This window comes from Microbacterium sp. CH-015 (genome assembly GCF_049707015.1).
GTDB classification, from domain to species: Bacteria; Actinomycetota; Actinomycetes; order Actinomycetales; family Microbacteriaceae; genus Microbacterium; species Microbacterium aurum.
This window is the reverse complement of record NZ_JBNAFJ010000006.1, coordinates 132,735-145,626: the sequence shown is the minus strand read 5'-3', so window position 1 is coordinate 145,626 and position 12,892 is coordinate 132,735. Positions and strand designations below refer to the sequence as shown.

15 protein-coding genes are annotated in these 12,892 nt (G+C 72.0%); 5 read left to right on the top strand and 10 right to left on the bottom strand.

The window, feature by feature from the left end; translation table 11 throughout:
- Positions 1-30 precede the first annotated feature (30 nt).
- Positions 31-339 (top strand): type II toxin-antitoxin system death-on-curing family toxin, encoded by a 309-nt coding sequence (locus tag ACPYN4_RS10760; RefSeq protein WP_239279477.1) that lies wholly within the window; start codon positions 31-33, stop codon positions 337-339.
- Positions 340-346: 7 nt separating this feature from the next.
- A complete protein-coding gene (locus tag ACPYN4_RS10755) occupies positions 347-742 on the top strand; it encodes a phage holin family protein (protein WP_076688427.1) in 396 nt (131 codons plus the stop codon).
- A 6-nt stretch (positions 743-748) separates the two neighbouring features.
- On the opposite strand, the gene ACPYN4_RS10750 is transcribed toward ACPYN4_RS10755, so the two are convergent.
- On the bottom strand, positions 749-2,017 hold the full coding sequence (locus ACPYN4_RS10750) for a hypothetical protein (protein WP_239279476.1): 1,269 nt from the start codon (positions 2,015-2,017) through the stop codon (positions 749-751).
- Positions 2,014-2,304: a hypothetical protein gene (locus ACPYN4_RS10745; RefSeq protein WP_239279475.1), complete on the bottom strand. Its 291-nt coding sequence runs from the start codon at positions 2,302-2,304 to the stop codon at positions 2,014-2,016. The genes ACPYN4_RS10750 and ACPYN4_RS10745 overlap by 4 nt, the downstream gene beginning before the upstream one ends.
- 168 nt (positions 2,305-2,472) lie before the next feature.
- On the opposite strand from ACPYN4_RS10745, the gene ACPYN4_RS10740 reads away from it, so the two are divergent.
- A complete protein-coding gene (locus tag ACPYN4_RS10740) occupies positions 2,473-2,952 on the top strand; it encodes a low molecular weight protein-tyrosine-phosphatase (RefSeq protein ID WP_424446373.1) in 480 nt (159 codons plus the stop codon).
- Between the two features lie 45 nt (positions 2,953-2,997).
- Entirely contained in the window at positions 2,998-4,401 is a 1,404-nt protein-coding gene (gene purB / locus ACPYN4_RS10735; protein ID WP_287270942.1) for an adenylosuccinate lyase, read from the top strand.
- A 150-nt stretch (positions 4,402-4,551) separates the two neighbouring features.
- On the opposite strand, the gene ACPYN4_RS10730 is transcribed toward purB, so the two are convergent.
- From ACPYN4_RS10730 to ACPYN4_RS10710, 5 genes are all read right to left on the bottom strand, one after another.
- On the bottom strand, positions 4,552-4,896 hold the full coding sequence (locus tag ACPYN4_RS10730) for an amino acid transporter (RefSeq protein WP_239279473.1): 345 nt from the start codon (positions 4,894-4,896) through the stop codon (positions 4,552-4,554).
- Positions 4,893-5,513: an acyl-CoA synthetase gene (locus ACPYN4_RS10725; protein WP_424446335.1), complete on the bottom strand. Its 621-nt coding sequence runs from the start codon at positions 5,511-5,513 to the stop codon at positions 4,893-4,895. Before ACPYN4_RS10725 ends, ACPYN4_RS10730 begins: the two co-directional genes overlap by 4 nt.
- Before the next feature lie 75 nt (positions 5,514-5,588).
- Positions 5,589-6,026, bottom strand: a complete 438-nt coding sequence (locus ACPYN4_RS10720) for a hypothetical protein (protein ID WP_076688415.1) — start codon at positions 6,024-6,026, stop codon at positions 5,589-5,591.
- A gap of 69 nt (positions 6,027-6,095) precedes the next feature.
- Positions 6,096-7,085: a Gfo/Idh/MocA family protein gene (locus ACPYN4_RS10715; protein ID WP_424446334.1), complete on the bottom strand. Its 990-nt coding sequence runs from the start codon at positions 7,083-7,085 to the stop codon at positions 6,096-6,098.
- 109 nt (positions 7,086-7,194) lie between these two features.
- Complete coding sequence (locus ACPYN4_RS10710; protein WP_239279469.1) at positions 7,195-7,563, bottom strand: sterol carrier family protein; 369 nt, start codon at positions 7,561-7,563, stop codon at positions 7,195-7,197.
- Between the two features lie 42 nt (positions 7,564-7,605).
- Between ACPYN4_RS10710 and purD the strand changes: the two genes are divergently transcribed.
- The gene (gene purD, locus ACPYN4_RS10705; RefSeq protein WP_076688411.1) at positions 7,606-8,877 is read left to right on the top strand and encodes a phosphoribosylamine--glycine ligase; all 1,272 of its coding nucleotides are present in this window, start codon (positions 7,606-7,608) and stop codon (positions 8,875-8,877) included.
- A 142-nt stretch (positions 8,878-9,019) separates the two neighbouring features.
- On the opposite strand, the gene ACPYN4_RS10700 is transcribed toward purD, so the two are convergent.
- From ACPYN4_RS10700 to ACPYN4_RS10690, 3 genes are all read right to left on the bottom strand, one after another.
- Positions 9,020-10,612: a DHA2 family efflux MFS transporter permease subunit gene (locus ACPYN4_RS10700; RefSeq protein ID WP_424446333.1), complete on the bottom strand. Its 1,593-nt coding sequence runs from the start codon at positions 10,610-10,612 to the stop codon at positions 9,020-9,022.
- Positions 10,609-11,232, bottom strand: coding sequence for a PadR family transcriptional regulator (locus tag ACPYN4_RS10695; RefSeq protein ID WP_076692018.1), 624 nt, complete (start codon positions 11,230-11,232; stop codon positions 10,609-10,611). The genes ACPYN4_RS10700 and ACPYN4_RS10695 overlap by 4 nt, the downstream gene beginning before the upstream one ends.
- Before the next feature lie 146 nt (positions 11,233-11,378).
- On the bottom strand, positions 11,379-12,794 hold the full coding sequence (locus ACPYN4_RS10690; RefSeq protein WP_424446332.1) for a DUF222 domain-containing protein: 1,416 nt from the start codon (positions 12,792-12,794) through the stop codon (positions 11,379-11,381).
- Positions 12,795-12,892: the final 98 nt, after the last annotated feature.

The following is a 12,892-nucleotide window of genomic DNA, read 5'->3' as shown; positions in this document are numbered from 1 at the left end:
AGCGCGGATTCTCTGAGCGCGGGCCTTCACGTGCGCGACGTGGGGCTCTTGTCGTCCGCCGTCGCGCGGCCGGAGAGCTCCATGTTCGGAGTGGAGGCGTACCCCGATCTCTTCGTGAAGGCCGCCGCGCTGTTCTCCTCACTGGCGCAGAACCATCCCTTCTTCGACGGGAACAAGCGCTTCGCCTGGGTCGCAACGCTCACCTTTCTGGAGCTGAACGGCGTCGTCATAGACATGACCACCGACAGCGCGTTCGAACTGGTGCTCAGCGTCGCGCAGAGCCGGCTCGATCTCGACGCCATCGCCCATTCCCTGCGCCCCGCCGCCGTGTCAGACTGACGGCACTATGCGCTTCCTCATCCGCGTCATCGTCAACGCCTTCGCGATCTGGGTCGTCACTCTGATCGCGGCTCTCCGCGTCACGGTCATTCCGTTCCCGCCGGGCGAGACGCTGCAGCTCGTGCTCACCCTGCTCGCGGTCGCGGCGATCTTCGCGATCGTCAACACGATCATCGGGACCGTGGTGAAGATCATCGCGTTCCCGCTGTACATCCTGACCCTGGGGCTCATCTCGCTCGTCATCAACGGGTTCCTGCTGTGGCTGACGGCGTGGCTCACCCACTGGTGGGGCTGGGGGCTGCGCGTCGAGGACTTCTGGCTGGGCGTCGTCGCCGCGCTCGTCATCTCCCTCATCAACTGGATCTTCGGCATCATCCTGCGCCCGCAGCTGAAGCGCCGCTGATACGCCTCACTCCGTCGCGGCGTAGACCGTGACGTCGACGGACGCCGCGTCCCCCCAGCCGGCGAGGCGATCGCGGACGGCGACCATGCGCGGATCGGTCGAGTCGTCGAGCGCCCGCGCGGTCTCGAGGTACTCGCCCATCATGTGCGGCGCCACCAGCAACCCGTCCTGCGTCAGCGGACTCGCCACCGTCCGCTCGGCGACGAAGCTCCCCGCCGCCCCCGCACCGCTCGCGAGCCCGCCGGCGGCGAGCGCCGACACCAGGTCGTCGCCGTGGCGGAGGGCGACGCTGAGCGTGCCCTCCCCCACGTCGGCCTGCACCGGGCTGCCGAACGTGACGAGCATCGGCACCTCGTACGTCCCCGAGAGGGCGACCGCCGTGACCGCCATCGCGCCCTGCGAGTACCCGACGAGGTTGACGGTCGCGCCGGGGCGCGCCCCGGCATCCGTCAACGCCTGCGCGATGGCGTCGTACGACGTCGAGCGCGCCCCGGTGTACAGCTCGAGGTTCGACGCCATATCGAACGGCTCCGCTCCCGGGAGCATCCGCTGCGTTCCGGCGGCGTAGACGGTGAACTCCCGCGAGCCGTCGGCCCGCCGGTAACGCTCCACGCGCACGCGGCCGTCACCGGAGGGGATGCGGCGGGCGAGCGCCGTCACCGAAGCCGGCGCCGTCGTCCGGCCCTCGCGCACGGGGGTGAGCTCGACCCGGCGGGGCTCCCCCGTCGGGGGTGCCGAGGGCGTGCCGCGGCCGACCCGGTCGATGAGGCCGACGTACGCGGAGCCCACGACGAGGCTGCCGAGGCCCCCGCCGAGGAGGAACGCGTAGCGGCCGAGGTGGGTCGTGAGCGCGTCGTCGCGGCCGTGGCGCCACGCATCGGTCACCTGCTCGGCGCGTGCGGGCAGCTCCGGATCGAACCCCGCCAGTTCGCGCCGGCGCTTCTCGAGCATCGCGGCCAGCCGCACGTCGCCGCCGGCGCGGGCCGCCTCGGCCTGGGCCGACAGCTCCACGTACTCGTAGGTGTCGGCGAGCATCGTCAGGCCGCCGGCGACGGCCGCGGCGGCCTCCGCGCAGTCCCGCGCCTCCCTCGTCGGGGTGAACAGGAACCGCCCGCCCTGCACCATCATGACGCTCTCGGCGCGGACCAGCCCGTCGCGCACGCGCTCGCACCCGTCCGCCAGCAACCGCAGCTGAGCCGCCGCGCCGCGGAGGCTCTCGGTGTCGACCGCGACCGCGCCGCCGCTGGAGATCTCGAGGTCGTCGGGGCCGGTCACGGGCTCACCCCGGTCAGCGCGGCGGCGGCCTCGGTCCGCTGCATGTCGGCGAGGTCGCCGTCGCACGCGCCGAGCTCGGACACCAGCCGGTCGAGGCGCGCGATGAACTCGTCCATGGCGGCCCGGTAATCGTCGGCCGCGCGCGAGCGCCACCGCGTGCCGCCGGCGATCCCCATCGCGCGCAGCCGCAGGTCGGCGGCATCCGCCCGCGCATCGCGGACGAGGCCGCGGGCGGCGGCGAGCGCGGCGAGGACGGCATCGGCAGCGGGAGGCGACGAGGGGTGCATGCCTGCCAGCGTGCCCGCGCGCCGCCGGCCGTGGGCGCGGGCGACCCCGATCGGTGGACAATCGGCGCGGATCGCCCGCTGGGGAGGAGGCGATGACCTCCCGGCCTGTGCAGACCGGGCGACCTCGGCCAGAATGAACGGGTGCCCCGCAGTGTCGAGCCCTTCCGCGTGCTGTTCGTGTGCACGGGCAACATCTGCCGGTCGCCGATGGCTGAGATCGTCTTCCGCGGCTTCGCCGACCGCACCGGCCTCGGCACGCACGTCGTCTCGGCCAGCGCCGGCACCGGCGACTGGCACGTCGGCGAGCGCGCCGACGCGCGCACCCTCGATGCGCTCGCCCGCCGCGGCTACGACGGCGCTCGCCACCGTGCGCGGCAGTTCGCGCTCGACGATTTCGACCGCCACGACCTCGTCGTCGCGCTCGACCGCTCGCACGAACGCATCCTGTCCAGCTGGGCGCGCACGCAGGCGGATGCCGACAAGCTCGCGCTCCTGCTGTCGTTCGACCCCGGCGCGGGCGGCAACCTCGACGTGCCCGACCCCTACTACGCCGGGCCGCCGATGTTCGACGAGGTGCTCGGTATGATCGAGAGCGCGAGCCGGGCGCTCTTCCGGCAGCTCGAACCGGCGATCCGACCTCCGTCGTGAGCGCCCGCGCACGCCGACCCCCACCCTGCGATCGGAGCCCGTGCCATGTCGACAGCGACCCCCAAGGCTTCGGCCACCCTGGCCGACCAGCCCCTGAGCCCCCTCGACGGCCGCTACCGCGGCGCCGTCGCGGGACTGTCCGACTACCTGTCGGAGGCGGGGCTGAACCGTGCCCGCGTCGAGGTCGAGGTCGAGTGGATCATCACGCTGACCGACCGGTCGCTGTTCGGCTCGGCGCCGCTGACCGCCGCCCAACAGGAGCAGCTGCGCGCGCTGTACCGCGACTTCGGGCAGACCGAGATCGACTGGCTCGCCTCGACCGAGTCGGTCACCCGCCACGACGTGAAGGCCGTGGAGTACCTCGTCCGCGACCGGCTCGCGTCGCTGGGCCTCGACGCCGTCGCCGAGCTCACCCACTTCGCCTGCACGAGCGAGGACATCAACTCCGCGTCGTACGCCCTCACCGTCCGCCGCGCCGTCGAGAACGTCTGGCTGCCGAAGCTGCGCGCCGTCATCGAGGCGCTGTCGGCGCTCGCGCGCGAGCACCGCGATGCCGCGATGCTCTCCCGCACGCACGGCCAGCCCGCCACGCCGTCGACGATGGGCAAGGAGCTCGCCGTCTTCGCGTGGCGTCTCGAGCGCGTCGCGACGCAGATCGAGGGCGGCGAGTATCTCGCGAAGTTCTCCGGCGCGACCGGCACCTGGTCGGCGCACCTCGCCGCCGCCCCGGACATCGACTGGCCGGAGCTGTCGCGCACGTTCATCGAGGGCCTGGGCATCGGGTTCAACCCGCTGACGACGCAGATCGAATCGCACGACTGGCAGGTCGAGCTGTATGACCGGGTGCGTCACGCCGGCGGCATCCTGCACAATCTCGCGACCGACATCTGGACGTACATCGCGATGGGCTTCTTCGCCCAGATCCCCGTCGCGGGCGCGACCGGGTCGTCGACCATGCCGCACAAGATCAACCCGATCCGGTTCGAGAACGCCGAGGCGAACCTCGAGATCGCGGCGGGCCTGTTCACGACGCTCGCCTCGACGCTCGTGACGAGCCGCATGCAGCGCGACCTCACCGACTCGACGACGCAGCGGAACATCGGCGTCGCCTTCGGCCACTCCCTGCTGGCGCTGGACAACCTGCAGCGCGGCCTCAAGGAGATCTCGCTCAGCCGCGACGTGCTGCTGGCCGACCTCGACGCGAACTGGGAGGTGCTCGCCGAGGCGATTCAGACCGTCGTGCGCGCCGAGATCGTCGCCGGGCGCTCGCAGATCACCGACCCGTACGCGCTGCTGAAGGAGCTGACCCGCGGGCGCCGCGTCGGCGGCCCCGAGCTGGCGGAGTTCGTGCGCGGCCTCGACATCGGCGACGAGGCGAAGGAGCGCCTGCTGGCGCTGACGCCGGCCGGCTACATCGGCCTCGCCGACGCGCTCGTCGACCAGGTCTGACCCGCCGGGCGTCGCAAAAGCAGGCTGAACCGACCCCAAACGACGCCGGAGCGCCTGCCGCGGCCGATTCAGCCTGCTTTCGGAACGAGAGCGGCCTGCGCCGTTCGGTCGGCCGCGCCCGCCGCGCCGCGCCGCGCCGCGCGCCCGCGGTCAGTGCGCGGTCGGGGCGCCCGGCGTCGCGTCGTCGTCGCCGGGGGCGGATGCCGCGGCATCCGGCTCGTCCATCAGCACGCCGCGGTCGACTTCCTGCGTGATCTGCGCCGGGTCGACGGCGAGCATCAGCAGCGCGATGATCACCAGCGTCGCGATGAAGGAGATGCCCGCCACCACGAGCGAGACGACCACGACGTGCTCGCGCTCGGGGCCGGTGAGGTCCTGGAAGAAGCCCATCGACACGAGGGCGATGATGCCGCCGAAGGCCGCGGCTGCGAACGCGAAGCCCAGCAGCTGCACGGGCTTGAGCAGGTCGCGGCGGGTGGGGCGCTGGTCTGTCATGCGGACTCCTCCACCGTGGCCGGGCGGCGAGGCGAGAGCCCCGCGATGCCCAGGAACACGGCGATGATCGCGGCGTAGCCGCCGAACAAGCCGACGCCGATCGTGATGCCCGTGAGGGTGAACGTCTGATTCGCGTCGGAGATGAAGTAATCCAGGCTGTAGGCCGGGTTCACCAGCAGCAGTCCGACGCCGAGCGCGAGGGTGAACGCCCCGATGAGGATGCGGTCGCGCGCCTCGTCGCGGGCGGGTCCCTGGGCGCGGCGGGAGCGGATGCCGACGGCGAGCTCGGCGGCGCCCGTCGCGAGCGCCCAGACGATCACGACGACGAAGAACAGCGTCACCGAGCGGATGCCGGGAAGACCCGTGATCATGCCCGCGACGAGCGTCAGCGCGCCGAGGAGGATCGGGGCGCCGCGACGGCCCTGCGGGTAGACCAGCCAGGCCGCGATCAGGAGGATCAGCGCGGTCGCGATCGCCCAGCCGCTGAAGATCGCCAGTCCCACGCCGGCCGAATGGTCCGGGGAGAAGGTGACCATGACGGCGGCGACGGCAGCCAGCAGGGCACGGCCCAGCTGCACGTGGCGCACCTCGAAGGCGCGCTCTGCTGCTTCGGTCACGTGGGGCTCATCCAGACGGGAAGGGATCAAACCCCTCCAGTCTAGGTCGTCCCGTCCGCCGTGCCCCCGCCGGGTTCAGGCCACCGCCGCGGCGACGAGGTCGCGGATGCGCTTCTCGACGGCATCCGTCACCTCGACCACCGCGAACGAGACCGGCCACATCGGTCCGTCGTCGAGGTGCGCGGGCTCGTCGAAGTTCAGCGTCGGATACCGGGTGTCGAACTTCGACGCGGGCTGGACGAACAGCACGACCTTGCCGTCGGCGGCATAGGCCGGGAAGCCGTAGAACGTCTTCGGGTTGAGGTGCGGCGCGACGTCGCCGACGATGCGGTGCACGGCGCGGGCGAGATCGCCGTCGACGCCGGTGAGGGCCTCGATCGCCTCGACGCAGGCCTCGAGCTCCTTGGCGAGCTTCGCGGCGCCCTTCAGGCCCTTGGTCGCGCGCAGCTCCTCGGCGCGCTGCTTCATCGCGGCGCGCTCGTCGGCGCTGAACCCGCTCTTCGTGTCTGCCATGTCAGTCCTCCGTGTTCACGATCTGCTGGATGCGGATGAGGTCGATCCCGGATGCCACGGTCCGCGCCGTCAGACGAGAATCCCGTCGGCGCGGATGCGCTCGATCACCCGGAGCACGCCCGCCGTGCGCGCCTGATCGGCGGCCGGGTCGGCGCCCGCGACGAGCGCGGCGAAGCGCTCGACCTCGTACCGCATGTTGTTCGCCGCGGCGTCGATCGGGATCTCGCGCCGCGCGCCGTCGATCGTCGTCAGCACGAGGTGCCGCGGCTGGGCGATGTGGTCGATCTCGAGCGTGCCGAGCTCACCCTGGATCTCGCTCGGGACGTCCGACCGGGTGATCTTCGAGTACGTGACCTCGCCGATCATGCCGTCGCCGGCCGCGCCGGGATAGGCGAGGAGGGCCGTGCCCGCACCCTCGACGCCGGTGGCGATGCGCGCGGAGACCGCGGCCACGGCATCCGGCTCGCCGAACAACGCGACCATGGCACTGATCGGGTAGACGCCCAGGTCCCAGAGGGCGCCGCCGCCGAGCGCCGGATCGAAGATCGCGGGAGTCTCGCCGGCGAGGACGCGGTCGTAGCGGGCGGAGCGCTGGCAGTACGAGAACGAGGCGCGACGGAGCGTCCCGAGCTCCGGCAGCACGTCGCGGAGGGCGGCGAAGCCGGGGTCGTAGACGTTTCGCATCCCCTCGAACACGACGACGCCGGCGGCGCGGGCCGCGGCGACCAGCTCGTCCCACTCGGCCGACGCCGTCGTCGCGGGCTTTTCGACGAACACGTGCACGCCGGCGGCGATGGCGGTGCGCGCCTGCGCGGCGTGGGCGCCGTTCGGCGAGGCGATGTACACCGCGTCGACGGCGCCGCTGCGCAGGAGCGCGTCGAGGTCGTCGGTCGCGGTGGCCGTCGTGAGCCCGATGCGGTCGGCGAAGGCGCGGGCCTTGGCGGCATCGCGGGAGGTCACGGCGGTGATCGCGATGCCCTCGCCGACCTCAGCCGCCGCGACCGCGTCGGCGAAAGTCTCGGTGATGACACTGGTCCCGATGGTCGCGATTCTGATCACCCGACCACGATAGGGCGGGTCAGGGGCGCAGCGGCGGGGGCCCGGGCGGGAGGGTCGGGTCTGGGCGGCGCCCGGGGCGGCAGGGGCCGGGCGGGAGGGGCCGGGCGGGTCAGGGGCGCAGCGGCAGCAGGGCGGCGAGATCGGCGCGGGTGCCCGAGGCGAGGATGCGACCGGATGCCGCGGCATCCGCCCACGCCTCGGTGCCCGTGGCGAGGGCGATCCACGTCGCGGCATCCGTTTCCACGACGTTCGGCGGGGTGCCGCGGGTGTGCCGCGGGCCCTCGATCACCTGGACGGCGCCGAACGGGGGCACCCGCACCTCGACGGTGTTGCCCGGCGCCTTCTCCGCGAGCAGCTGCAGGAGGTAGCGGACCGCGGTCCCAAGATCGGTGCGGGCGGGTGTGGCGCCGGCATCCGCCGCCCCGGCAACGGCGGACAGCGCGGCGCGACCGTCCTCGGTGGAGATCTTGCGGGCCATCCCTCCACGGTAGTGCGCGGCCCGCGTCGGTAGGCTGGCCGGGTGCGCATTCTCGTCCTCGGTTCCGGTGCCCGCGAGCACGCCATCCTCCTCGCGCTGAAGGGGGAGGATGCCGGCCACGAGCTGTTCGCGGCGCCCGGCAACGCCGGGATCGCCGCCGACGCGGCCATCGCCGAGGGCCTCGATGCGAACAGCCCGGGCGCCGTCACGGACTACGCCAATGACGAGCACATCGACCTCGTGATCATCGGCCCCGAGGCGCCGCTCGTCGCCGGGGTCGCCGATGCGCTGCGCGAGCGCGGCATCCCGGTGTTCGGGCCGGCACGCGCCGCCGCCGCCCTCGAGGGCTCCAAGGCGTTCGCGAAGCGGGTGATGGATGCCGCGGGCGTCCCGACCGGGCAGGCCACCCGCGCCGCGACCCGCGCGGACGTCGAAGCCGCACTCGACGCGTACGGCGCACCGTATGTCGTGAAGGCCGACGGCCTGGCGGCCGGCAAGGGCGTCATCGTCACGGAGGACCGCGCCGCCGCCCTCGCCCACGCCGACGCGTACCTTCCCTCCGGCCCCGTGCTCGTCGAGGAGTTCCTCTCCGGCCCGGAGGTGTCGCTGTTCTTCGTCAGCGACGGCGACACCGTGCGGGCACTCAGCCCCGCGCAGGACTTCAAGCGCGCGTACGACGGCGACGCCGGTCCCAACACCGGCGGCATGGGGGCATACTCCCCGCTGCCGTGGCTGGCCGATCGGTTCGGCAGCGAGCAGGCGTTCGTCGAGCAGGTCACGCGCGAGGTCGCCGAGCCGGTGATCCGGCAGCTCGATGCCGAGGGCACCCCCTTCATCGGTCTGCTCTACGCGGGCCTGATCCTCACCGAGCAGGGCGTGAAGGTCATCGAGTTCAACGCGCGGTTCGGCGACCCGGAGACCCAGGTCGTGCTCGCCCGCCTGACGAGTCCGCTGTCGCAGCTGCTGATGGCCGCGGCATCCGGCCATCTGGAGGACGAGCCCGCGCCGAGCTTCGCCGACACGGCGGCGATCACCGTCGTCCTCGCGAGCGAGGGATACCCGGAGAGCCCCGTCACGGGTCGCCTCATCGACGGGACGGAGGCCGCGGCATCCGTCCCCGGCGTCCACCTCGCGCACGCCGCCACCGCGCGCGATCGCGAGGGCGCGCTCGTCGCGACGGGCGGCCGGGTGCTGAACGTCGTGGCGACCGCCGCGGACTTCGCGCAGGCGCGGGAGCGCGCCTACGCCGCCCTGGCCGAGATCACCCTCGAGGGCGCGCACTTCCGCCGCGACATCGCCGCCGCCGTCGCCTGAGTCCGGGTTTCGGGTTCGGGTCCCACACCCGCCGCCACACGCGCCGAACCCTCGCTCCCCCACCGAACCCTCGCGCCCAGGCGCGCACAGGCGTGAGGGCTCGGTGTGGGGATGAGGGGCCGGCGGATGGGGAAGCGCGGGCTCAGCGCTTCGCGAGGTGCGCGGGGCGCTGCATGAACAGCACCGCGATGACGCCGATGAGCAGGACGGATGCCGGGAGCAGGATCGACTGCGCCATGGCATCGGAGAACCCGGGCACCACGAAGGCGGGGAGCTGACCCGAGGTGAAGTCGCCGCCGGCGTCGGACGCGCCGGGCAGGTTCGCCTCGAGGCGGTTCTGCATGAGCGCGGCGATCGCGGCCGAGCCGAGCACCGAGCCGATCGTGCGGGTCGTGTTGTAAATGCCCGAACCGGCGCCGGCCTGCCGGGGCTGCAGGTTGCGGGTCGCAGTGGTCGCCAGCGGTCCCCACATGCCGGACTGGCCGATGCCCATGAGCGCCGAGGGCAGCAGGAACATCCAGATCTCGGTGTCGGGGTTCATCAGCGCGGCGTACCAGAAGAGCGAGATCACCGTCAGCAGCAGGCCGGGCACGAGGAGCATCCGGGGGTCGACGCGGTCGAGCAGGCGTCCGGCGAACGGCGCGAGCACACCCGAGAGCACCGCCATCGGGATGAGCAGCAGCGCCGACTCGGTCGGGGTGAGGCCCCGGGCAAGCTGGTAGAAGAACATCATCGGCAGCGACATCGCCGTCACCGTGAACCCGACGGTCGCGATGCCGATGTTGGCGACGGAGAAGTTGCGGTCGCGGAAGAGGTCGAGCGGCACGAGGGGCTCGCTCTTGGTCTTCGCCTGCTGCCAGATGAACACCGCCATGACGACGACGCCGGCGGCGATCATGGTCCACACCCACGGCGCCCAGTCGTAGTGCTCGCCCTCCTGCAGGCCGAACACGATGAGGAAGAGCGCCGCGGCGCTGAGAACGACGCCGACGACGTCGAACCGGTGCTCGTGCGTCGTCAGGTTCGGCACCAGCATCCATGCCAGGACGAATCCGATGACGCCGACGGGGAGGTTCACGAAGAAGATCCACTCCCAGCCGAGGCCGTCGACGAGAAGGCCGCCGGCGAGGGGGCCGACGAGCATGGCGACGCCGGAGGTCGCCCCCCACAGGCCCATCGCCGCACCGCGGCGGTGGGCGGGGAAGGTGCGCGTGATGACCGCCATCGTCTGCGGCGTCATGAGCGAGGCGCCGAGGCCCTGAACGGCACGGAACGCGATGAGCATCTCGAGCGAGCCGGACAGTCCGCAGCCGAGCGAGGCGAGGGTGAAGATCGCGAGGCCGATCAGGTACATGCGCTTGGGTCCGAACCGGTCGCCGAGGCGGCCGGTGATCAGGAGCGGCACCGCGTAGGCGAGGAGGTACGCGGAGGTGACCCACACGACGTTGTCGAGGTTGTTCGTCGTCGGGTCGAGCGCGGCCTTGATCGCGGGGTTCGCGACCGAGACGATCGTCGTGTCGACGAGGATCATGAAGAACCCGATGACGAGCGCCCAGAGGGCGGGCCACGGGTTGGCGTTGCCCTCGGGTGCGGGCGCGGCGGGGGCGGCAGGTGCGGCGGCGGCAGGCGCGGCGGTTGCGGCGGGTGCGGATGCGGCAGGCGCGGCGGGCGCGGATGCGGCGGCGGCGCCCGCGGGCACCGGAGCCGCTCCGGAGGTGGTCGAGGGATCGGTCATCGGCGTGCAGCCTCTCTCTGAGCGAGGTAACGGTCGGTGGGCATGCCGGCGGCATCGCCCCACGGATAGTCGGTGTCGGCCACGCGCGCGATGAGCTCGCGCAGCCAGGTCAGTTCGGCCTCGAGCAGGATGCCTTCCCGCTCGACTTCGATGAGGTACTGGTCGGGAACGCCCTTGGCAAGGGCCTTCGCCCGTCCGCCCTGGTGCAGCTCGAGCGACGCGGCCAGGGCGGTCTCGCGCTCGCGCAACAGGCTGACGGCTTCGTCGCGCTCGAGGTTGTGGACCTCGGCGAGCGCGACGCGGAACTCGACCGGTCGGTCGATCCGCGGGATCTCGCGGCGCACCCAGTCGAGCACGACCTGCCGGCCGGCATCGGTGAGGGTGTAGGTCGTCCGCTCCGGGCGGTTTCCCTCGCGGTCGGTGCCGACCTCGGCGAGCAGCCCTCCCCGCTCGAGACGGCCCACCGTGTGGTACATCGTGCCGTTGGTGAGCGAGACGATGCGGTCGTCGTGCCGCTGGCGCATCAGCCGGATCATCTCGTACGGGTGCATGTCGTCTTCGCGCAGCAACGCGAGCACCATGACCCCTAACGGGGTGAGGCGTGCGACGGCATCCTTCATCATTGCTCCGTTTCGACTAGTCCACATGGACTATACACCCATGTCAGGTCTTGAGACGTCGCGTCGGAGTCTGGTGGAGGAGGCGGTGACGCGTCGCGCTTCCCCCGCGCTCGAGTGCCCGCGAGGGACGAGCGGGCGTACCGAGATCAGGTTGTGAGGATCGCGTGTTGGAGTCGGGTGGGTGAGGTGGTGGCGGGTCGCCACTGGTGGTCGGTTCCCCACCAGCCGGGGGCTTTGACTTCGGGGATGCCGTGGTTCATGCGGATCTGCCAGCCGATGCGGTCGAGGAATCGGTGGTGGTACCAGCAGAGGAGGACGCCGTTGTCGGTGTGGGTGGGGCCGCCGCCTGCGTGTTCGGTGACGTGGTGGATCTCGCACCAGGATGCCGGGACCCCGCATCCGGGGATGACGCACCCGCCGTCGCGGAGCGCGATCGCGCGCCGCTGATACCGGTTGAACACCCGGTCGCGGACATCGATCCGGATGATCCTCCCGTCGTCACGGCTGGTGACGCGTTGGATCGTCCCGGCGCACGCCACATGCCGGGCAAGGGACACCGTCACCGGCTGCTCACACCCCTGCGCGTGCGCGTACCCCCGGCCGGACTCGAGATCTTCCGCGGTGACCGACACCACGAGAGTGGGAGCGTGCCCGCCGATGGTGGGCAGCAGCCCACTGGACGCGGCAACACTGAGCGCGGCGGCGAGGACGTCGTGCTGTTTCTGCGCCCTCGTGCGGGTGTCTTCCGCAGTGAGGAGCGGCGACCCGTCCTCATACGCCGCTTCCGCTTCAGGGTTATCGAAGGTGACTTTGGGGGCGAGGTGCGCGTCGAAGATCGTCTGCAGCTGCGCGGCGACCTCGGGCAGCAGGGTCCCGCGGATGGGGACGCCGGTGGGGGTCGCTGTCCCGAGGGTGAGCCCGCGGGCGCGCAGCGCGGCACGTTCGCGGGGTTCCGCACCGTCCGCGTCCAGGGCGAGCGCCCACGCCTGCGCGTGGACCCGCAGGATCCCCGCCGATGCCGGCGGCGCCCCGTGCGGGCCCTCCCCGCGGGCTTCCGCGACCACGATCTCCTCGGCGTGCCGCCGGGCCGACGGGGCGATCCGCGGGGATGACGCCTGCAGCGGGTCGCAGATCGCGAGGACCCCGTCCACCCCGACCACCCCGTCGAGCATCGCCGAGCGGAGCTGCGGGAACGCCGCGTCGAGAACCTCCCCGGTCGTGCCGGAGACCTCCGGCCGGACCGCTTTCGCAGCGCGCTGCAATCGGGTCGCGGTGCGCGGGTCGACGCGGGTGAGGTTCTCGACCAGTTCGGTCACGTTCCGACATCCCAAATGTGAGGTCATGAAATCGTCCCGGCAGCCGTGCTCGGACCGGCGGGTGATCTCCCCCACCGCGTCGACCAGCAGCGCCTCCGTCATCCGGGCCAGGTCACCGATCGCGGACACCTGGAGGGCGAGTTCATGCTCCGTCGCCCGCTCCAACACCCGTCCCGCGGCGGCATCCCGCACCAGCTGGGATGCCTGCGCGAGCAGGTCATCCAACGAGGCGGTGAGGAGGTCCATACCCTCCATTGTGGTCAGGGCCACCGACACTCAGCGGCCAAAAAACCCCCGATCGAACCGGACAAACCATACTCCGTCATGAGAATTCTCTCATGTGC

Excerpts from the sequence above, each read along its gene's own strand:
- ACPYN4_RS10755 (WP_076688427.1), top strand. The coding sequence starts at position 347 with ATGCGCTTCCTCATCCGCGTCATCGTCAACGCCTTCGCGATCTGGGTC.
- ACPYN4_RS10745 (WP_239279475.1), bottom strand. The coding sequence starts at position 2,304 with ATGCACCCCTCGTCGCCTCCCGCTGCCGATGCCGTCCTCGCCGCGCTC.
- purB (WP_287270942.1), top strand. The coding sequence starts at position 2,998 with ATGTCGACAGCGACCCCCAAGGCTTCGGCCACCCTGGCCGACCAGCCC.
- ACPYN4_RS10730 (WP_239279473.1), bottom strand. The coding sequence starts at position 4,896 with ATGACAGACCAGCGCCCCACCCGCCGCGACCTGCTCAAGCCCGTGCAG.
- ACPYN4_RS10720 (WP_076688415.1), bottom strand. The coding sequence starts at position 6,026 with ATGGCAGACACGAAGAGCGGGTTCAGCGCCGACGAGCGCGCCGCGATG.
- ACPYN4_RS10710 (WP_239279469.1), bottom strand. The coding sequence starts at position 7,563 with ATGGCCCGCAAGATCTCCACCGAGGACGGTCGCGCCGCGCTGTCCGCC.
- ACPYN4_RS10700 (WP_424446333.1), bottom strand. The coding sequence starts at position 10,612 with ATGACCGATCCCTCGACCACCTCCGGAGCGGCTCCGGTGCCCGCGGGC.
- ACPYN4_RS10695 (WP_076692018.1), bottom strand. The coding sequence starts at position 11,232 with ATGAAGGATGCCGTCGCACGCCTCACCCCGTTAGGGGTCATGGTGCTC.
- ACPYN4_RS10690 (WP_424446332.1), bottom strand. The coding sequence starts at position 12,794 with ATGGACCTCCTCACCGCCTCGTTGGATGACCTGCTCGCGCAGGCATCC.